The sequence below is a fragment of the Variovorax sp. BGA-UO-ETr-C22 genome (genome assembly GCF_059567965.1).
In genome coordinates this window covers 373,106-392,572 of sequence record NZ_JCAQPA010000008.1, presented here as the reverse complement: position 1 = coordinate 392,572, position 19,467 = coordinate 373,106, and the positions used below count along the sequence as shown (strand labels likewise).

19 protein-coding genes and 2 pseudogenes are annotated in these 19,467 nt (G+C 65.1%); 8 read left to right on the top strand and 13 right to left on the bottom strand.

Features of this window, described 5'->3' with window-relative positions:
• Window positions 1-185 precede the first annotated feature (185 nt).
• The gene (locus AC57B8_RS09440; protein WP_496479454.1) at window positions 186-1,085 is read right to left on the bottom strand and encodes a LysR substrate-binding domain-containing protein; all 900 of its coding nucleotides are present in this window, start codon (window positions 1,083-1,085) and stop codon (window positions 186-188) included.
• Between the two features lie 102 nt (window positions 1,086-1,187).
• Between AC57B8_RS09440 and AC57B8_RS09435 the strand changes: the two genes are divergently transcribed.
• The 4 genes from AC57B8_RS09435 to AC57B8_RS09420 all read left to right on the top strand — a co-directional run bounded on the left by AC57B8_RS09435 (window position 1,188) and on the right by AC57B8_RS09420 (window position 3,958).
• The gene (locus AC57B8_RS09435) at window positions 1,188-1,952 is read left to right on the top strand and encodes an isochorismatase family protein (RefSeq protein WP_496479453.1); all 765 of its coding nucleotides are present in this window, start codon (window positions 1,188-1,190) and stop codon (window positions 1,950-1,952) included.
• A gap of 8 nt (window positions 1,953-1,960) precedes the next feature.
• Window positions 1,961-2,827 carry a pirin family protein gene (locus AC57B8_RS09430; RefSeq protein WP_496479452.1) on the top strand — a complete coding sequence of 289 codons (867 nt, stop codon included), beginning with the start codon at window positions 1,961-1,963 and terminating at the stop codon, window positions 2,825-2,827.
• 91 nt (window positions 2,828-2,918) lie between these two features.
• Window positions 2,919-3,662 carry an SDR family NAD(P)-dependent oxidoreductase gene (locus AC57B8_RS09425; RefSeq protein ID WP_496479451.1) on the top strand — a complete coding sequence of 248 codons (744 nt, stop codon included), beginning with the start codon at window positions 2,919-2,921 and terminating at the stop codon, window positions 3,660-3,662.
• Between the two features lie 8 nt (window positions 3,663-3,670).
• Window positions 3,671-3,958 (top strand): putative quinol monooxygenase, encoded by a 288-nt coding sequence (locus AC57B8_RS09420; RefSeq protein WP_496479450.1) that lies wholly within the window; start codon window positions 3,671-3,673, stop codon window positions 3,956-3,958.
• Window positions 3,959-4,093: 135 nt separating this feature from the next.
• Here AC57B8_RS09420 and AC57B8_RS09415 read toward each other — a convergent pair whose 3' ends face one another.
• The 8 genes from AC57B8_RS09415 to hisD form a co-directional block, all read right to left on the bottom strand.
• Window positions 4,094-4,645, bottom strand: coding sequence for a hypothetical protein (locus tag AC57B8_RS09415; RefSeq protein ID WP_496479449.1), 552 nt, complete (start codon window positions 4,643-4,645; stop codon window positions 4,094-4,096).
• 555 nt (window positions 4,646-5,200) lie between these two features.
• Window positions 5,201-5,998 carry an HpcH/HpaI aldolase family protein gene (locus AC57B8_RS09410; RefSeq protein WP_496479448.1) on the bottom strand — a complete coding sequence of 266 codons (798 nt, stop codon included), beginning with the start codon at window positions 5,996-5,998 and terminating at the stop codon, window positions 5,201-5,203.
• Window positions 5,999-6,015: 17 nt separating this feature from the next.
• Window positions 6,016-6,726 (bottom strand): RraA family protein, encoded by a 711-nt coding sequence (locus tag AC57B8_RS09405; protein WP_496479447.1) that lies wholly within the window; start codon window positions 6,724-6,726, stop codon window positions 6,016-6,018.
• Window positions 6,723-7,721: a Bug family tripartite tricarboxylate transporter substrate binding protein gene (locus AC57B8_RS09400; RefSeq protein ID WP_496479446.1), complete on the bottom strand. Its 999-nt coding sequence runs from the start codon at window positions 7,719-7,721 to the stop codon at window positions 6,723-6,725. Before AC57B8_RS09400 ends, AC57B8_RS09405 begins: the two co-directional genes overlap by 4 nt.
• Before the next feature lie 10 nt (window positions 7,722-7,731).
• Window positions 7,732-8,721, bottom strand: coding sequence for a Bug family tripartite tricarboxylate transporter substrate binding protein (locus tag AC57B8_RS09395; RefSeq protein ID WP_496479445.1), 990 nt, complete (start codon window positions 8,719-8,721; stop codon window positions 7,732-7,734).
• A complete protein-coding gene (locus AC57B8_RS09390; protein ID WP_496479444.1) occupies window positions 8,718-9,845 on the bottom strand; it encodes a LacI family DNA-binding transcriptional regulator in 1,128 nt (375 codons plus the stop codon). Before AC57B8_RS09390 ends, AC57B8_RS09395 begins: the two co-directional genes overlap by 4 nt.
• Window positions 9,842-10,603: an SDR family NAD(P)-dependent oxidoreductase gene (locus AC57B8_RS09385; RefSeq protein WP_496479485.1), complete on the bottom strand. Its 762-nt coding sequence runs from the start codon at window positions 10,601-10,603 to the stop codon at window positions 9,842-9,844. Before AC57B8_RS09385 ends, AC57B8_RS09390 begins: the two co-directional genes overlap by 4 nt.
• Window positions 10,604-10,608: 5 nt before the next feature.
• Window positions 10,609-11,928 carry a histidinol dehydrogenase gene (hisD, locus tag AC57B8_RS09380; protein ID WP_496479443.1) on the bottom strand — a complete coding sequence of 440 codons (1,320 nt, stop codon included), beginning with the start codon at window positions 11,926-11,928 and terminating at the stop codon, window positions 10,609-10,611.
• 442 nt (window positions 11,929-12,370) lie between these two features.
• On the opposite strand from hisD, the pseudogene AC57B8_RS09375 reads away from it, so the two are divergent.
• A pseudogene (locus AC57B8_RS09375) lies at window positions 12,371-12,655 on the top strand (ArdC-like ssDNA-binding domain-containing protein); the annotation flags it as partial.
• A 32-nt stretch (window positions 12,656-12,687) separates the two neighbouring features.
• Here AC57B8_RS09375 and AC57B8_RS09370 read toward each other — a convergent pair.
• The 3 genes from AC57B8_RS09370 to AC57B8_RS09360 are packed head-to-tail and all read right to left on the bottom strand — an operon-like array spanning window position 12,688 to window position 14,456.
• Window positions 12,688-12,966, bottom strand: a complete 279-nt coding sequence (locus AC57B8_RS09370; protein ID WP_496479490.1) for an AlbA family DNA-binding domain-containing protein — start codon at window positions 12,964-12,966, stop codon at window positions 12,688-12,690.
• A 30-nt stretch (window positions 12,967-12,996) separates the two neighbouring features.
• Window positions 12,997-13,842 carry a nucleotidyl transferase AbiEii/AbiGii toxin family protein gene (locus AC57B8_RS09365; protein WP_496479442.1) on the bottom strand — a complete coding sequence of 282 codons (846 nt, stop codon included), beginning with the start codon at window positions 13,840-13,842 and terminating at the stop codon, window positions 12,997-12,999.
• On the bottom strand, window positions 13,839-14,456 hold the full coding sequence (locus tag AC57B8_RS09360) for a type IV toxin-antitoxin system AbiEi family antitoxin domain-containing protein (RefSeq protein ID WP_496479441.1): 618 nt from the start codon (window positions 14,454-14,456) through the stop codon (window positions 13,839-13,841). The genes AC57B8_RS09365 and AC57B8_RS09360 overlap by 4 nt, the downstream gene beginning before the upstream one ends.
• Before the next feature lie 809 nt (window positions 14,457-15,265).
• Here AC57B8_RS09360 and radC point away from each other — a divergent pair.
• From radC to AC57B8_RS09345, 3 genes and pseudogenes are all read left to right on the top strand, one after another.
• The gene (radC, locus tag AC57B8_RS09355) at window positions 15,266-15,913 is read left to right on the top strand and encodes a RadC family protein (protein WP_496479440.1); all 648 of its coding nucleotides are present in this window, start codon (window positions 15,266-15,268) and stop codon (window positions 15,911-15,913) included.
• Window positions 15,914-16,200: 287 nt separating this feature from the next.
• A pseudogene (locus AC57B8_RS09350) lies at window positions 16,201-16,584 on the top strand (ATPase); the annotation flags it as partial.
• A 224-nt stretch (window positions 16,585-16,808) separates the two neighbouring features.
• Window positions 16,809-18,398: a Fic family protein gene (locus tag AC57B8_RS09345; RefSeq protein WP_496479439.1), complete on the top strand. Its 1,590-nt coding sequence runs from the start codon at window positions 16,809-16,811 to the stop codon at window positions 18,396-18,398.
• A gap of 171 nt (window positions 18,399-18,569) precedes the next feature.
• Here AC57B8_RS09345 and AC57B8_RS09340 read toward each other — a convergent pair whose 3' ends face one another.
• A complete protein-coding gene (locus AC57B8_RS09340) occupies window positions 18,570-19,466 on the bottom strand; it encodes a nucleotidyl transferase AbiEii/AbiGii toxin family protein (RefSeq protein ID WP_496479438.1) in 897 nt (298 codons plus the stop codon).
• Window position 19,467 lies beyond the last annotated feature (1 nt).

Below are 19,467 nucleotides of genomic sequence, written 5' to 3'. Positions count from 1 at the left end.
CCAAGCCGCCTCCAGGCGGCTTTTCGTTTCCAGACTCCTGCAATCCGTCACGGCGCATCAGCCGTGCCGGGGGTTATGTCGCATCCTTGACGCCCAACTTCGACCCTACCGGCACTCTGGCCACCACCGTCACACCGACCACGGGACGGGTTGCTCGTCACAACACCCTGGCCATCGCACTGGGGTCACTCGACCGCTCGGGGCAGTTCGTCTACCAGGTAATCCAAGAAGACCCGCACCGAGGGCAGCCAACCCTGTCGAGCGGGCAGCACGGCCGTCAGACTCGAGTCGGCTGCGCGCCATTGCGGCAACACCCGGACCAGCGTTCCCGCTGCCACCTCCTCTCGGCACACGTAGCCTGGAAGCACAACAATGCCCAGGCCGGCACAGGCAGCCTGCTTCAATGCAACCATGTCGTTGCTTACGAAGCGGGCGGTAATTGGCACCATGGCAGCGGGCTCTTCCTCGAATCGCAGAGACCAACTTTTCGTTGTCCCGCGGCCGTGCGCGATGGCGCTGTGGGTCACAAGATCATCGGGACGATGCGGAACGCCTTTGTCATCGAGATACGTCGCAGAGGCGAACAAAAGCCAGGGAACCGCTGCCAACCTACGCTGCACGAGTGACGAATCAGGAAGAGGGCTGGCGTGTGCGCGAATGGCCAGATCGTATCCTTCTCCAACAATGTCCGTCATCACGTCGGATGCGTGCTGTTCAATACTGACCTTCGGATACATGCGCATGAAGGCGGGAAGGATTTCCCGTAATGCAAACTGAGCAACTGTCACGGACGACGTGATACGGAGCGTGCCGCTCGGTTCGCTCTGCCGCTGGCGACCGACATTTTCTGCGCCCTCGGCCGCCCGAAGCAAAGATTGCGCATGGCGGTAGAACTCGCCGCCCACGTTCGTCAATCCAAGTTTTCGGGAACTCCGATTGAGCAACTGAACCCCGAGATCGGCCTCAAGCTGTTGAACACGCAGGCTCAATGTCGACTTAGACGCGCGCAGCACCCGCGCGGCAGCGGTAAATCCGCCATGGTTCACCACCTGCACGAAATAGAAGACATCTGTCAGGTTCAACATCCCAGAATCATCCCATTTCCTAAGACGATGTGTCAGAAATCCTCGGGCTTCTCGAACGATGAGTGATTCCATAGAGTTCAGTTCTCACTTATGGAGTCGCAGATGTCGAAGTTTTTCCCTAAGACGGCAGTCGTTCAACTGGCCGCCAGTGCACTGCTCGTGGCATTTGGAACCGGCGCCATGGCGGCCGACACCAAGGCGATGCAAACTGGCCCAACCGCCGCGGCTGTCGCGGCCCAGAATGTGCCGCAGCAACTGAAAATGCTGTCGCGCCAGAACACGGTGCTGCTTCTGGTCGATCAACAGATTGGGTTGTACACCGGCGTGCGCGACATCCCGGTGGCAGAGCTCAAGCACAACGTTGTCGCGTTGGCCAAGGCCGCCAAGGTGCTGGGCATCCCGGTTGTGCTGACGGCCACCATGCCCGATGGCCTGTGGGGCCCGATCATCCCCGAACTGGTTGCGGCCCTACCCGGTGTGCCGGTCATCAGCCGTACGGTCATCAATGCCTGGGACGACCCGAAGGTGCGGGCCGCCATTGAAAAAACTGGCCGCAAGCAGATCCTGGTTGCTGGCGTCTCGCTGGAGGTCTGCGCAGCGTTCCCTGCCTTGTCCGCCAAGGCGGCCGGCTACGACGCCCGTGTGGTGCTCGATGCTTCCGGGACGTTCAACGAAGCCAAGCGGGTGAGCGGCCTGCAGCGGCTCACACTCGCGGGAGTGCCGGTGACGGACTACGCCACCGCAGGTGTCGAACTGCTTGCGGACAACGCGGACCCGAAGGCCCACGACGTCTATGACGCGCTGGACATTCCTTTCGCGACGCTGGTCTGGCAGTTGAAGAACACTCCGCAATCCAAGAACCAGTGAGGCCAGCCATGGGCATTCGGTTTTCAAAAGTGGTGAATGCGACGGCCCAGCCGGTCGGAACCGGGTGCACCATCGCCCAGTTCCGCCACGACGCGTTCGGGGGCACGGCGATGTCGCCCTTCGTGATGGTGGATCACTTTCACATGTGGCAACCCACCTTCGACGTCCACCCTCACGCGGGATTTTCTGCGGTCACGCTCGTATTCGAAGATACGAAGGGTTCCATGCTGAGCCGGGACTCGATTGGCAACAATGCGACGTTCGGCGCAGGTGACCTGCATTGGACGATGGCGGGTCGCGGGATTCTGCACACTCAACTCCCGGCGGAATCGGCGCACATCCATGCGCTGCAGATTTTCGTGAATCTGCCGGCATCCCTGAAGCATCTGCCGCCGGATTCGTTTCATGTTGGCTGCGACAAGATGTCCGTCGTCGAGACCGTGGAGGGAGCGCGTGTGCGCGTCGTTGCCGGGGATTTTCAAGGGCGGACCTCGCCGACCCGCGCGCCCCGTCCCATCCTGATGCTCGATGCGCGGTTGGAGAAACCCAACGCGTCCATCGATGTGCCTTTGCCAGGCGAATGGAATGCATGGGTGCATGTGGTCCAGGGGTGCGTCGTCGTGGACGGCGGCGCCGAACTGCTGGCTGGTCAGGCCATCTGTGCCAGTGCCGACGGCAGTGGCGGCATCATCGGTCTGCGCGGTAGCGAGGGGGCGCATTGCGTCGTGCTGGCGGGCGAGCGGATCGATGAGCCCGTCATTGCTCGCGGGCCGTTTGTCTTCGAAAGCGAGGCGTCACTTGATGAGGCAGTGCGCGACTTTCGCGCAGGAAAGTTTGGATCGGTGGCGTCCCCGCCTGCCTTGAAGCAGGCCTAGCCTGGTGGTGGCGGTCGCACCAAATCCACCCCGATGCCCCGCTCGTGTCAGGGCATCGGGTCCCTAACCCCCACCAAATGAAGTGCGAATCATGACCAAGAAAAAAATTGCCGTTGTTACTGGCGGCTCACGAGGAATCGGCGCAGCGATTGCCAAGAAACTTGCTGCGCAAGGCACGCACGTTGCCATTGTGTACCGCGGCGATCACACGCAGGCGCAATCGGTCGTCGACGCCATCACAGCTGCAGGCGGCACGGCCGCAGCGTTCGCAGCGGATGTGGCCGATCACGCAGCGGCGCAGAGCGCCATCAATGCGATCGTGACCCAATTCGGCCATATCGACATTCTGGTCAACAACGCCGGTATGTTTGAAGCACGCACCTTTGGCGCCATCGACGCCGAGCACGTCAGTCGCGTGTTCAGCGTCAACATCGGCGGTGTCCTGAATATGACCCAGATTGCTGTACCTCATTTCCCCGCTGCAGGCGGGCGCATCGTCAACGTTTCCAGCAACCTCATCTACACGCCACGTCCGGGAACAGCGATCTATTCGGCAAGCAAAGCCGCCGTTTCCGTTTTGACCAACGCCTTTGCCAAGGAACTTGGCGCACGCGGTATCACTGTCAATGCCGTGGCGCCGTCCATGACCAGCACGGACATGACCGCTGCCACGCCAGAAGCCCGTCGTCAGGCGGTCATCGCGGCCACGCCTGCCGGCCGCATTGGGGAGCCGGCAGATATTGCTGACGTCGTCGTCTTCCTGACTTCGGAGGATTCGCGTTGGATCACGGGACGAACCATCCTGACCGACGGTGGCATGACCGATGCGCTGTAGGAGGCACCATGCATGTCGTCACGGTACAGTTGACTCTTCGGCCCGACTGCATCGACACATTCCTGCATGAATTGGGCGCGTTTCGCGTGCTGCTGGAGGCAGAGCCAGACTGCTTGCGATTTGAAGTCCTGCAGCATGCAGACCATCCGGGCTCGATACTGTTGATTGAGGCATGGAGCAGTCGCGACTATTTCGAGCAGGTGCAGCTCAAGCGGCCCTACTACGTGCCATATCTCGAGCGCGTCCGGCCCATGTGGGCGAATGAACGCCGTTTCGACCATTGGCATTGCAGATGAAAGGCTGGTTGTTGGATTCCACCGATCTCTGACCCAACAGCAATCTGTTGCGTTCGTTGTGTCCGGGCGATATAGCGCCCATGAAAAAGCCCGCACGGGGCGGGCCTTACCTTACTTGTATAGTTTTGAGGGGCGCTAGTGTGTCACCGGTTCCGCGTGAATGCTGCGAGCCATGAAGTGCCATTCCTGCGCGCGCAGACGCTCCCACGCCTTTTCAAGGTGATCCGCCGGCAGTAGCTTGCGTTTGCGCTCGCTCCAAGCGTGCACATGTTCGATCGCCGCTGAGGGGGATTCACGGGCTTCTTCGTGGTGGACCATCACCCACAGCATCGTACTCAGCAGTTCCATACCATGAGGGTCCTCGAAGCCGTCGATCAGCCGCGCCACGCGCTCGATGCGCTTGTTGGTGGTGTCATCGCGCGCCAGAAGGCCGCGCGCTTCATCCACGCCTTCAGGAATGGTCATGAGTGGTCGACCTGGCGAGCTGTCCCCATCGCCCATGCCGGTGAGGTAGTGACTATCCAGCCGCTTGAGTACGTGGCCCAGATTGGGCGCATAGGGGCCGTATCGGTCGGCTTGGAAGGTCAACTTCAGTTCTTGTCCCGCCTCCTGCATGAAGTACATGAGCTTTTGCGCCTCAAGCTGGGTGACGAATGGCTCCAGCAGACCCTGGATGTAACGACTCATGAGCACGAGCAGAGTGGCCGAGGCCTTAGTGAGCTTAGGCCGTGGCGTGCGATCCGCACCGGAAATCCGCTTTAGACGTCGTCGATCTTTGATGTGGGCATGCGCCACGCGTGTCGGTGGGCCCCTTAGCTGTCTCCAGCCGATCTGGCGAGACCCGAAACGCCTTTGCGATGGACACGAACTCGCGCTCGGGCACTGCCTCCGATGTTTGCCTAACTCTTCCACCAGCAGCACCTGGTTTCGGCCCAGCTCTTGCTGCGCTCGGTTGATCGAGCAACCAAGAAAAAGCCCGCACGAAGGCGGGCAAGGCGATCCCCGGAGGAGGGAGGATACAGAAAAGGGGATCGCTAAATTAAGTCTAACGTATTAATTATGTAAGGTCGAGTGCCTATGAAAAAGCCGTCTCGGTTCCGGCTTCTGGGTTCCTATCCTCGACGGTATTGAAGGCTCGGCGCGGCGCTAGCACGCTGAGGGAGCAGCCCCGGCGTCGGCCGGCCGAGGGGCGGTCAAGGCCATCGCCGGAGTCGTCCCGCGCCCCGAGGCACCCGGCATTCGTCAGTAGCCGAGCTTCGCCGCTGCGGGGCGCCGTCCGCCTGCATTCGCGGCCTGCTGGAAGGCCTGCGTGATCAGGCCGGTCGTGGTGCTCGCGAAATAGCGTGCGCCCCACTGGCCGTACTTGTCTTCGTCTTCAGGCGTGAGCGCGATCACGCCGCCGCAGTTGCCCGCATCGCGGATCGCACACAGTGCGCGCTGGATCGCGGCTTCGACTTCGGGGGCCTTCCAGTTGTTGTCGAACCCCATGGCGTGCGACAGATCGTTGGGGCCGACGAAGACGGCATCGACGCCGGGCACGGCCGCGATCGTGGCGGCCTGCTCGACTGCCTCGGGGGTCTCGATCATCACGATCAGCGCCACGCCCGAATTGCTGCGCTCGGTGTGCGCTACCCCGGGAAAAGCCCCGTAGCCGGCCGCGCGCGGACTGAACGCGCTGCCGCGCCGACCGACACGCGGATAGCGCACCTGCTGCACCAGGTCACGCGCTTCCTCGGCGCTGCCGACCATGGGTATCTGAACACCGCTGGCGCCCATGTCGAGCACGCGGGAGATGTCGTGGCGCAAGCAGCGCACCACGGGCACGATGCCGCTCGCGCGCGCGGCTCGCAGCATGTGCTCAGTGCTCTCCAGGTTGGCGCTGCCGTGCTCGTTGTCGAGGATGACGAAGTCGAACCCGGCGTAGCCGCACATCTCGACGATGGCCGGGCTCGGCAGCGAATTGAACAGGCCGCGCAAGCGTTGGCCGCTCCTGAGAAGGGCGGGCAGGCGTGTGTCCAGCGGATGGTGGGTGGTGTCCATGGTGTGTTGTGCGTCCTTCAATGGATGTCTTCGGCTTGCCGCATCGCTAACTCGATCTTCGCCAGACCGAATCCCGGAGCGCGCGCGGCGGCCAGCAGTGGTGCCTCCCGCCGTTGCACGAGATCGATGCAGTCGGGCAGGGCCGAGAGGTATTGCGGCGCAATGCGCACCGCGCCGTGCCGGTCGGCGTGGAGCAGGTCGTCATGGGCCACGCGCAGGCCGAACACCTCCACGGGATCGCCGATGCTTTCGATGTGCACGAAGGCATGCGAGGGGCCGATGCTGCCGGCGAGGATCGGAAAACGCGCTGACAGGTCACCCAAGTCCCGCACGGAGCCGTTCGTCAGCACGCCCGAGACCCCGAGTCCCTCGTGCACGGCCGAGTTGACCTCGCCCCAGAACGAGCCGGTCCCCGGATGATCGTCCAGATCCTGCATCACGACGATGGTGGGGATGCCGTCGATCGGTGTCACATGCCGGTAGTAGTCCAGGCGCAACTGGCGGAGCTGGTCGGCCGGCCGCGACGCGGGCCGCGCGGCACGGATACAGGCGGTGCGCGCGAAGCCGAGCATCGGCGGCATCGGCGATGGCGCGGCCACCAGGGTGCCATAGGTGAATCCCTGCGCACTGCGCCCGCCCATTGCCAATTCGAGGGCGTTGCAGAGGGTGGGCGTGTCGACGGCGCACAGTTTGCGCGCGAGTTCGGTGCTCAGCAGGTGCGCAGTCATTCGATGTGCACCTGGTTCGCCTTGATGATCTCGGCGAACTTCAATGTTTCGTCCTGGATGAATTGGCGAAAGGCCAGCGGCGTCATCGGCCGGGGCGTGAAGCCCTGCGCCGCGAGGCGTTCGATCACAGAGGGCGAGCGCAACACGGCCACCACTTCGGCGTTGAGCCAGGCGACCACCGGCGCGGGCGTCGCGGCAGGCGCCAGCAGTCCGAGCCAGGTCGCGGCCTCGAAGCCCGCAACACCCGATTCGGCCACCGTCGGCAGCTCGGGGGCCAGCGGCGAGCGCGCGGCGCTGGTGACAGCCAGCGCCTTGGCCTGGTTGTTCCTGGCAAAGGCCAGCGCGGTCGTCATGTTGTCGAACTGCATGTCGATCTGGCCGCCTGCCAGATCGACCAGCGACTGGCTGCTGCCCTTGTAGGGCACATGCACCGCCTTGCCGCCGATGCGATTGAGGAGCATCAGGGCGGTCAGGTGCTGTGAGGTGCCGTTGCCGCTTGAGCCGTAGGACACGGCATCGGGCTTGGCCTTGACCACGGCGACGAGCGACTTCACGTCGGTCGCACCCGATTTGTTACCGGCCAGCAGCACGAGCGGCGTGCTCGCGAGCTGAGTCACCGGTGCGAAATCCTTGTCAACGTTGTAGCCGATCTTCTTGAGCAAGGTGGGATTGACGGACAGCGCCGTCTGGGTGCCCAGCAACAGGGTGTAGCCGTCGGGCTTGGCGCGTGCGACGAACTCGGTGCCGATGCCCCCGCCCGCGCCGGCCTTGTTGTCGACCACCACGGCGGTGCCCCAGCGCTTGCCAAGCTCGTCGGCCACGAGGCGCGCGACGATGTCGGTGGCGCCGCCAGGCGCGAAGGGCACGACGATGGTGACGCGGCCGGTGGCCGGGTAGCCGCCGGGACCCGCGGCATTCTGCGCCGAGGCGAGGCCGGCGATGCCGCCGAGGGCCGCGAACACGAAGGTGCGACGGAGAAAGGAAATGTGCTTCATGGTTTCGTCCTCATTCGGCCTGGATGCCGGCGTCCTTGATGACCTTGCCCCACTTGACGATCTCCGCGCGCTGGAACGCGCTGAACGCATCCGCGGTGCGGCCGTCGGGCTCGACGCCCAGGCCGCGCAGCTTCTCCTGCACATCGGGCATCGCGACGATGGCAGCGATCTCGCGCGCGAGACGCTCGATCACCGCCTTGGGCGTGCCCGCCGGTGCAAACACGCCTTGCCATGACTGCATCTCGAAGTTCGGCGCACCTGCTTCGGCCAGCGTCGGCACGCCCGGCAAGCTGGCCAGCCGCTTCGCCGCTGTGACGCCGAGCACTTTCACGCGCTTGCCATCGATCATCGGCCGCGCCGCCGCGACGGTCTCGAACACCATGTCGATCTGCCCGCCGACCAGGTCGACGATCGCCTGCGAGCCGCCCTTGTAGGCGATCTGGCGCATGCGTGTGTGCGTGATGCTCTCGAACAACTGTCCCGACAGATGCTGGGAGGTGCCCGGGCCTGCCGTGCCATAGGTGAGGCTGTCGGGCTTGGTCTTGAGCTCCGCGATGACCTGCGCCACGGAATTGAAGCGGCTGCCTTCGGGCACCACCAGCACGTTGCTCACCATGCCCACGAGATTGACAGGCGCAAAGTCCTTCACCGGCTCGTAGCCGAGGTTCCGGTTGAAGAACGGGTTGACCGCGTGGGTGGTGATGGTGCCGCCCATCAGGGTGTAGCCGTCGGCCGGCGCGCGCGCGACGGCCTGCGTGCCGACGATGCCCGACACGCCGGGTCGGTTGTCGACAATCACCGGCTGGCCGAGCCGCTCGGCCAGGTGCTGGGCCACGAGGCGGGCCACGCCGTCGGACACGCCGCCCGGTGAGAAGGGCACGACGTACTTGATCGGTTTGGACGGCCAGGCGGGCGCCTGTGCGTGCGCGGCGCCGGGGAGGGCGCCGAGCGCGGAGAGGGCCAGCGCGGCCAGCAGGGCGGGGCGGATTCGGGGGCTCATGAAAACGGTCTCCTGGAAATGACTGATGAATCGTTCGTCCCGCTCAGACGGGCTTCGGGGTCGTGGGCTTGCTCGAAGCCCTCGGGGGACCGGCGAGTCGCCGGGCGCGCGGCGCGCACCGAGTCGCGCTCGACCACGCGGCAGGGAATCACCACGTTGCGCGGCTGCGCATCGGCCTGCATCTGCTCGTGCAGCAGCTCGACAGTGGCCTCCACCATTGGCTCGACGCCCTGCACGACGGTCGTGAGTCGGTAGGCGCCCCAGGCGGCTTGAGGCACGTCGTCGAAGCCGATCACGCTCACGTCCTCGGGCACGCGCAGGCCCAGTTCCTGGCGCAGCACGTCCATGACGGCGATGGCCATGTGATCGTTGGCGACGAACACGGCATCGGGGCGCTGGGTGGCAGGGACCCCGGCGAACATGGCGCGTGCGGCATCGGCGGCGCGCTCGAAGCTGTAGTGCCCCACCTCGCGCCGGAAGACCGTCGCCCCCGCCTGTGCGAGCGCATCGCTGAAGCCGCGCTCGCGCTCGAGGTTGGTCGATGACTTTTCCAGGCCTGCGAGGAAGGCGATGCGCCGGTGGCCGCGCGAGAGCAGCAGTTCGGCCACCATCCGCCCGCCTTCGCGGTTGTCGGAGGTGACCGAACTGGTGGTGTGGCGCGCGAAGGCGCTGGTGTCGGGCACGCGGTTGAACAGCACCACCGGCACGCCCGAATCGGCGCACTGGCGCGCGAGGGCGGGCGACAGCATGGCCGAGGCCATGACGATGCCGTCGATCTGGTACTGCAGGATTTCGTCGAGCACGCCGTCGGTCTCATCGCCGTCGCTGATGAACATCAGCACGTGATAGCCCTGCTTTTGCAGCTTCTGGGACAGCTTCTCGATCACCAGCGGGTAGAACTGGTTCTCCAGGTAACCCATGACCAGCGCGATGATGCGGCTGCGCCGCGTGATGAGGCTGCGTGCCATGGCATTGGGCCGGTAGCCCAGCGACTTGGCCGCGATCATGACGCGGGCGCGGGTGTCTTCCGAGACGCTCGCGCCGGGCGTGAAGGTGCGGCTGACGGCCGACTGCGACACGTTGGCGAGGCGTGCCACGTCCTGTGCGGTGGCGTTCGACCTCATGCCGCGCTCCAGCCGCCGTCGAGCATCAGCGCGCTGCCGGTCATGAGGCTCGAAGCCTCGCTCGCCAGGAACACCACCGCGCCCATGATCTCCTCGGTCCTGCCCAGGCGCCCCAGCGCGATGCGTTCGGTGACCCAGCCGCGGAATGCGGGGTCGGCGAACATGTCCGCCGTCATCGCGGTTTCGATGAAGGTCGGGCAGATCGTGTTGACGCGGATGTTCGCCGGGCCCAGTTCCCAGGCCAGTGCCTTGGTCATGCCTTCGACGGCATGCTTGCTCGCGCAATACAGCGTGCGGCGAGGGCTGCCGACCACGCCCATCTGGGACGAGATCGTGACGATGGAGCCCGGCAACTTCGCAGCGAGCAGCCCGCGCGCCACGGTGCGCGTGACAAAGAGCGTGGCCTTGACGTTGAGGTCGAAGACCGCATCGATGTCCTCATCCTGCACGTCGACCAGCAGCTTGGGCCGGTTAAGGCCGGCGTTGTTCACGAGGATCTGGAACGGCGCAGCCGCCCCGAGCGTGGCGCTCACGGCGGCCGAGTCGGTCACGTCGAGCACCAGGTGTTCGCACACGCCGCCTTCGGCCCGGATCAGATCGCAGGCTTGCTGCAGCGCGTTCTGCGAGCGCGCCACGAGGGTGACATGCGCGCCGGCGCGCGCCAAAGCGGCCGCCGCGGCCAAGCCGATGCCGCGCCCGGCGCCGGTGACCAGCGCGCGCTGGCCATCGACCCGAAAGCCCGGCGAGCGGGCAAGCATGCTCGTCACGACAGCGCCGGCACCGGCTGGTACCACGGCACCTCGGCGCGCGTGCCGTAACGCCGAACGCGCAGGTTGGCCTGTTCGCCATGGCCTGCGAAGTTCTCCATGTGGCACAGCCGCGAACAGTACTCGCCCATGAGCGCGCTGGCCTCGTCGGTCAACACCTTCTGATAGGTGCAGGTCTTGAGGAACTTGCCGACCCACAGGCCGCCGGTGTAACGCGCGTTGCGGTTGGTGGGCAGCGTGTGGTTCGTGCCGATGACCTTGTCGCCGAAGCTCACATTGGTGCGCGGGCCGAGGAACAGGGCGCCGTAGTTGGTCATGTGCGCCAGGAAGTAGTCGGGATCGCGCGTGAGCACCTGCACATGCTCGAACGCCAGTTCATTGGCCTTCTTGAGCATCTCTTCCTGCGTGTCACAGACGATCACCTCGCCGTATTCGGCCCAACTCACCGCAGCGATGGCCGCGGTGGGCAGGATCTTCAGCTGGCGTTCGATCTGGGCCATCGTTTCCTGCGCCAACCGTTCGCTCGTGGTCAGCAGGATCGCAGGCGAGGTCGGGCCGTGCTCGGCCTGTCCCAGCAGGTCGACGGCGCACATCTCGCCGTCGGCCGTCTCGTCGGCGATCACGAGCGTTTCCGTCGGACCGGCGAACAGGTCGATGCCCACGCGGCCGTAGAGCTGGCGCTTGGCCTCGGCCACGTACATATTGCCTGGGCCGACCAGCATGTCGACTGGCGCGATGGTCTCGGTGCCCACCGCCATGGCCACCACGGCCTGCACGCCGCCCAGCACCAGGATCTCGTCAGCACCGGCCATTGACATGGCCGTGACGATCGCCGGGTGTGGTGCGCCCTGGTAGGGCGGCGCGGTCGCGACAACGCGCTTGACACCGGCCACTTTGGCGGTCAGCACGCTCATGTGGGCCGAAGCCAGCAGAGGGTATTTGCCGCCGGGGATGTAGCAGCCCACGGCATCCATCGGAATGTTCCGGTGGCCGAGGATCACGCCCGGGTAGGTCTCGACCTCGACGTCCTTCATCGAATCGCGCTGGATCTGGGCGAAGTTGCGCACCTGCTTCTGCGCGAACGCGATGTCCTCGATCTCGCGGGCCGACAGGCTCCTGCGCGCCTTCTCGACGGCGTCGGCGCTGAGCCGGAAGTCGGCCGGGTCCCAGTTGTCGAACTGTTTGCTGTAGCCGCGCACCGCGGCATCGCCGCGTGCTTCGACGTCCTTGATGATGCCTTCGACGGTGGCGCGCACCTTGGCATCGTCATCGGCACGGACTTGCACGTCCTTGCCTCGCTTGAGGTATCTGATCATGGGTTCTTCCAAATGGTCTGGCGTTGCATACGAATGCAATGTCGAAACCTTGCATTCGTATGCAAACAGGGAAAACCCTTGATATGGGAACGAGCCGGGCGACACGGCTCGGGCAGGGCTGGCGTGGGGCATGGCGCCAGGCGGGCAGAAGGCGGTGGCATGCGGTTGATCTGTTCTGCGCTGCACGGGCCGGGCACGGGCATCTGCTTCCAGGGCCGCCTTCTGACCGACGCATCGCGCGTTCGGGGTCGATGTCCAGGGCTGCGCCACCGTCCTCACCCGGTCCTCGCGCTGCTCGGCTGCGGCTTCCGGGCGGTCCCTGGACATCGGTCCGTTCGCGCGCGGGTCCTGCGTCGAGGCGGCTCCGAAAGCAGACGAGCTGTTCACGCGCCGCGGCACGCCCGCAGAAAGGACCAGCCATGCATGCCACTCCTTCATCCTCATGATCGATCCGGCTTCCGCGCCAGGTGGACAATGGGACTGCCGCGGGCGTTCCCCCGTGCCCCCGAGGGCTCACCACCAGCAGGTATGGGCGAAGGCAAGAGCCCGCCCGCCGGGAGGCTGCGCCGCAGGGGGGCGCATCGATATGCGGCGGGTCGTCACCGACCGGATCGCCGCGATGCTCGCGCAGGGCGAGTCCGTGTTCCGCGACCGGTGGACACGCGCGGCGGCGCGCGGGATGCCGTGCAACGGACGCACGGGTGTGCCGTACCGTGGGGTCAACGTGTTGTTGCTGCTGGATGCCCTGGCCGCGCAGGGCTATGCCACCAACGTGTGGCTGAGCCGGTCGCCGCCAACACCTGGGGCGGTGGCGAGGGAGAGCGACGTCGCAGCGGGGATTCCGTCGATTTCTTCTTCGGCAATCCCATACAGGATCGTCCCGCCACCGGTATTCGCGAAACCAGTGCAGTCCTTTACCAACTCCTGTTTGGACCCATTTGATGGCACCAGTGCGGCACCGCGCTCGAACTTCAGGTACAGCCCTTGCTGCATGTGGTCGTCGAGAACCTGCTGAAGCTGTGCTGCGGAAAAGGTCATCTGTTCAGTCTATGGAAGAGGCTCGCTTCTTCAGGTGGCCTCCAATTTCTGGAACTCGCGGCGCAACAGGGCGACGACTTCGGCCAGGTCCATGGCCTCCAGTCGATTCTTTTTCAGGAAGGCGGCCCATTGCCTTTGTTTTGCAGCATCCTGCACAAATGCATCGCTCAAGCCCGAGGGGAGGCTGCTGGGCATCGTCAGTTGCCGCCGAGCGAATGTGGCCGCGACCGCGCGGCGCAGTTGGGCGGGTTCCAAGGCTCCCTCGGTCAGCAACACCCAGAGATCGAAATAGTCCTTCATGCGGGTATTGGCCATGCCCAGCAGGCACACCGCATGAAACTTCTCGGCCACCACCGTGTATTTCGGATAGGTGCGTAGTTGCGGGACGGGCAGGTCTTCGAGCAGTACTGGGTAGCTCACCGATTCCGGTGCTGGCGTGACCGCATCGCCAAAACCGATATCCACCTGCAGCGCGATGCGCGCGCCGTCCAACTTGGCCAGCAAGTCGATTCGTACGCCGCCATAGCCCGCTACCTTGCGGATCACCGAGCCCTTGACCGAGTCCGGGTCGAACGCGATGCCATCCTCTACTTCGATCCGGCAGATCTCGCGGAAGGCCGAAACAGCGGTGTCGATATCGCTCGGACCGAACCCCAGCAGGTCTGCATCGCGCGTTGGCCGATGCGGCTGGTCATACCACAGTGAAAACAGCAGGGCGCCCTTGAGCAGGTAGCCCGGGGCATGCGGCGAGACCGACAGCCGATACAGCAGCCGCTCCAGCCCATAGTGGGTGAGCGTCAGGTTGAAGTCCTGTTTCGTGGCGTCGGCGCGCTGCTTCAAGCGGGCACGGACGGAGGCAGCGAGGTTGCGGCTCATGTTGTGACGCTTTCCAGATAAGGGCGCATGACGTTAGCCACGCGATCCACGGAGGCGTAGTGCCACAGCGCATCGATCGTCAGCTTGCGCTGCGACCAACCATCGCGCAGCGCTTCCAGCGCCACGTCCAGGCCGATCTTGTTGCGGTACTTGAAGCAGTCGGTCACCGTCTTGGCCGCGTTGAACACCGGGACCGTCACGCCATCGATCACGATCGATTCGATGCCTTCGGTCAGGGCCGCCCCCGACATGCGCACTACGCGCAGCGCCGGCTGGTCCAGGCGGGGGGTAGGCGAGTGTTGGGGGATTGCCATCCAGACCTCAAACGGCGCCTGTGTGCCAATGCCGTGGACGCGCAGCGCTGACAGCAGGCATACCACGCCACGCGGTACGCGCAGCACGACCTCGGCCAGCGACCGGTGCTCGCTGAGCGCGCGTCCCGGCAGGCTGTAGACGCCGCGGGCGACGCGATCGAGCTTGCCCACCGCGACCAGCCGGCTGAGCACCACTGTCGGCAGTGCCTGCCTGGTCAAATCGCGCGCGCGCAGCAGCGGCTGGCGCTCGGCGAGTGCGAGGACGGCTTGTTCGAGCGTGGAGTCCGAGCTCGGAGTCATTCTTGAAGTATGTTGTATTTATTAGGTATTTGTCAATAAATGACTAAATAATGAAACGCTGCTGCGCGTGGGTGGGCGTCATTGCCAGTGAGTTTGATTTCCGCGCAGACGCGACCCACCTTTCCGTCGGCGCCTGATCCTGCCCACCACTCGGAGCGCATACCTGCGGCCCAGTGCATGGGTACGCAGATGCAGGTCAGCACCCGCTGGGACAGCGGGTCGAACGTGCGTGGCAATCCACGGCGAGGGTCGTCGAACAGGGTGGGGGCGGCGCGTGCAGCATCGGGCGGTGCGACAGCCCGGCGCAGGCCTGTGAATTTCTCTCAGCGACGTCGAGGGGTTCGAGCCGGCCGGACAGGCCGGGGAAGAAGAAAAACCACCAAGAGCAGTCGCCCCTTGGGATGCGCCGCCCGGTCTCGCTTCGCCTCGTGCGGGCTTTGGGACCAGCGAGAACGAGGGGGCGGAACGCGGAGGGCGGCTGCTGGCTGACCGCGGCCTTCGGCGTGGCATGCCGTTCTTGCCGTCAGGGTTTGCGCGCGCCCGCGGGGCTGGCGTGCTGGCCCGGTTTCAGCCGAAGCTGAACAACGCACGCAGAGGGGCACCTCCATGACCACTGTACAGGGTGGGGGAGGGCCTGCCTGTGATCCCCGAGGCTACCCCCTCGTTCTCGCGTTCAAGGCCCTGCGCGCGCACGCATGCGTGCGTGCTCGGCGCGTGCCGCGCGCCTGCGGCGGCCCTGAGCGCTGCGCTGCGACGGGGTGGCGTGGTCTCGCAGGCAATCCCGCCTGTGTCATCCACAGGAGTTCGTCATGAACGCATCCTCTTTCCCCGTTGACTCCGATCCGTCGTCGTCGCCGCTGCCTCCTTGTGCGGCGCCTTCTTTCACCGCACGCGAACTGGGCGTGCTCGATACCTTGCGCGCGTTTCTCGGCGCCGATGCCGAGGTGCTGTACGCGGCGCAGGACCGTTCGCTGTACAAGCTGGTGTGCTTCGCACGGGACTCCTCGTTGCCAGGGTGCGCGCAGCTGCTGCGCGGGCTGCGTCTGGCGCGGGAGCTGCTCGCCGAGGAGCTGCGTCCGGGTGAGACGCTGCGGTCTCTGTATGCCGTCTCGGACTACCTCAAGCTGCACTTCGCAGGTCAGGTGCACGAGAGCTTCGCGGTTCTGTTCCTCGATGCGCGCCACACGCTGCTGGGCTTCGAGGACCTGTTTCGCGGCACGCTGACACAGACGGAGGTCTATCCGCGCGAGGTGCTCAAGCGTGCGCTGCGGCACAACGCCTCGGCCGTGATCCTGGCGCACAACCACCCGTCAGGGGCGGTGGAGCCGTCGCCTGCGGATCTGGCCGTGACGCAGGCTCTGAAGGAGGCGCTGGCGCTGATTGACGTGCGGGTGCTCGACCACATCGTGGTGGGAGGCAACCGGGTGCTCTCGATGGCCGAGCGCGGTCTCATCTGACCGCGGCTGCGGGGCGCCTGGGCGCCCCTGCGCCGTTTGCGATGCGGGCGGGCCGTGCGATGCGCGTGTCTGTGCGTGCGTACGTGCCTGCCCGGGATGCCGTTGCCGGGAACGGGGGCAGGCGGTCTTGCTGGGGCCCTCACCGTAGCACGGCGTTCTCGCCGTCAAGGGGCAGCGCGCCACGGTGCGGCGCTTGCGGCCTGGCGGCCGTCGTCGACCCCTGACCGCTGCGCTGCGCCGTGCGGTCCCGGCGGCGGGCAATTCCGCCCGAGCGACCGGAGATCATCATGGACGAGAAATCGCACGTTTCGCTGGAACAACATGTCTGCTTGGTATGCGGCGTGGGCTTCGATACCGGCGCCATCCTGCTGGACAGGCGCCTGCGCGCGAGCATGAAGCGCCACACCACGACAGGCTGGGACCTGTGCGCCGCGCATCGCAAGCTGTTCGACGAGGGCTTCGTGGCGCTGATCGAGTGCGATCCTCAGCGCAGCGGCGCGCCGGCGGGCAAGGCCCGCCTGAAGCCGCAGCAGGCTTGGCGCACGGGGCGGCTGGTCCACCTGAAGCGCGAAGCGTTCGCCAGGGTGTTCGATGTCCCGCTCGCGGCCGATCAGTGCTGCGTCTTCGTCGAACCCGGCGTGATCGAACAGTTGCAGCCGATCGCTGCACCTAGGGGCACTTTGCTTGTGGGTGGTGTTGACGCCTCGCGAGTGAGGGCCGCGGCGCAGCGACGAGGCCACCAGTGGCCTGCCGATTCGAAGCGCTGGCCGATGGGGTGGAAGGGGTGGCGTCGCCGTTCGTAATCAAAAAAATCCACAATCGATCGTTTATAACGATAATTTCGCGTCCCTAATTGTTTCCATAGACAATTGCAGTTCTGAAAGGATTCCCGAACATGGCTGATCCCGATCTGCTGGGGAGTGCCTGGCTTGCCGAACACTTCGATATCCGTCCTGTCCAGCCGCTCGCCGTTCGTAGCGAAATTGGTGGGCGCCGTTCCACTCTGACACTGAACGACCAACGGGTCGAGACCTACCCGGCTTCGGCCAGGCTTGATCCCAGCCCGGCAGCGCACATCAATTTCATGCTCAAGCACGAGGGGGTCCCGCTCGAGCTGCTGGCCCGCGTGTTCGATCGCATGGATCCCGAAGACCTGGCCGGATGGATCCGTGCCGAACCGACGGGCCAGTACGCGAAAAGAGCGTGCTTCCTCTTCGAGTGGATCACCGGGCGCACGCTTGCGGTTGCCGATGGCGTCGCCGGCGGCAACTACGTCGATGCGCTGCCCGGGCAGGAGATGGTTGTCGCGACCGTCGGGACACCATCGACGCGTTGGCGAGTGCGCGACAACCTGCCAGGCACACGCGACTTCTGCCCGGTCGTGCGACTCACGCCCGCTGCCCGCAAGGCGGCACAGCTCGACATCGCGGCCGCCTTCGCCGAGCAGGAAGCCGAGTTCGGTGCGGAACTGCTGCGCCGAAGCGCGGTCTGGTTGACGTTGCGCGAAAGTCGATCGAGTTTCGTCATCGAGGGAGAGCAGGACCAGACCAAGCGGATCCAGCGCTTCGCTGCCGTGCTCGAAGCGCGAACCGGCCAGGGCCCGGTCCCGCTGGCTGCCGAGGGCCTGGCGCAGCTGCAGGAGGCCATCCTGGGCAAGACGACCACCCTGCCTGCTTATGGGCTTCGCCAGTCACCCGTGTACGTGGGGCAGACCATGCGCTACGAGAACGTCGTGCACTACGTCGCGCCGCCATGGGAGGCCGTGCCGCAGATGATTGACGCGCTGCGCCAGTTCCTGATCCGCACACAGGGTGCGCCCAGCGTCATGCGTGCCGCGGTGGCGTCCTTTGGATTCGTCTACATCCATCCCCTGTCCGATGGGAACGGACGCGTCCATCGTTTCCTGATCAACGACATCCTTCGCAGGGACGGCGCGGTCCACGCGCCGTTCATCCTGCCTGTGTCGGCGCTGATCACGGACAGCACCCTCGAGCGCGCGAACTACGAAAGCGCTCTAGAGGCCTTCTCCAGGCCGCTCATGGCCCGCTTCGCCGACGCGAGCTCGTTTCGGCGCGAGCCCGTTGCACAACCTGACGGGGTGCTTTCCAACTTCGAATTCGCGGCCTACGACGAGGCGATGCCGGCCTGGCGTTTCATCGACCTCACTTCGCATGTCGAATACATGAGCGGTGTGATCGACAGGACCATTCGCAAGGAGATGCACAGCCAGGCCGCGTTCTTTCGCGCGCATGACCAGGCCCGTCAGGCACTGAAGGAAGTCATCGAAGGCCCCGACGCTCACCTGGACACGATCATCCGTTCCGTTCGCCAAAACGCAGGGCGCCTGAGCAACAAGCTGCGTGGGCAGTTTCCGCAACTTGCAGCGCCTGGTGTCTGGGAGCAAATCGCGCGCGTCGTCAACGAAGCCTTCGCAGGTCCAGGCGGCGATCCATTCCGACCCGATGTCGACCCTCCACGAGGGTGATCCTTGAAACCTGGATCTGATGCGGACTCACGTGGCGTCGGTCGGCATCCGAGCGTGTCGCAGGTCCCGATGCCCCATTCCACATGGGCCATGTCTTCGTGAATCACCGCGACATCAGTCCGCCATATCGCGCCCGGGAGATCACAGTTCCGGGGCCGCACTGGAGGCGCGCTATGCGCCCTTCGTGAAAGAGGACGGCGCTTCCTCGGCCGCGCGCCATGGGAGCGCCGCGTAGAAAGCCAGGACGCAGGCGTAGGCGTGGTCGAAGGAGGGCAGGGCGCCGACGACCTCGGGTGCCAGATCCTCGTACCCCTTCATCGCCATTTCCCTGATGACCGGTTCGGCGAGCGAGTTGATGTCAGGCTCGATCTCCCTGGCCCTGCAGGAGGCCCGGAACAGGGCAAGAAGCGACGCGCGTTCGCCGTCGTTCAGCGGTATGCTCTCTGTGATCAGCAGGTGCAGGTCGTAAACGTCCTGGCGCCTGTTGCGCTTGCGAACCGGCTGCTGGAGCAGCGATCGCAGCTTCTCCGCGATCAGGTTGAGGAAGCTGTAGGCGCGCAGCTGATCGCCATCGCCCAGCGCGAGGATTTCCACGTCGTAGACCGCTTCGTTGTAGCTGTAGTCGATCTCGACGATGGTGGGCGCCTGCTTGTTCAGCAGCCTGTCCATCTCCCGGCGCTTGCTCCTGGGCGCATAACCGACGCTCAGCCCCAGCGTCTGAAAGCGGTGCGCGAGACGGGCCGGGCGGACTTCGGCGCGCTGCACGCGGCACATCGTGTCATACGGAAGGGATTCGTTGGCCGTGTCGAGCTGGCGTTCGAGCTCGTCGATCAGTGCCTGTTCCATCCCGGGTTCGTATTTGTCGCGGGTGGAGAAGTCCACGTCCTTGGTGAACCGGCCGCTGTCGTAGCGGATGGCCAACAGCAAACCGCCTTTCATGACCATCGTGGAGCGCAGCGCGGTCGACGTGCCGATGGCGGTCAGGATGATGTGGACGGCTTCCCTGAAATTGCGCTTGTCGGCCGGGGCCTGCGACACCCACAGTGAGAGATCGATTTCTTCGAGCATT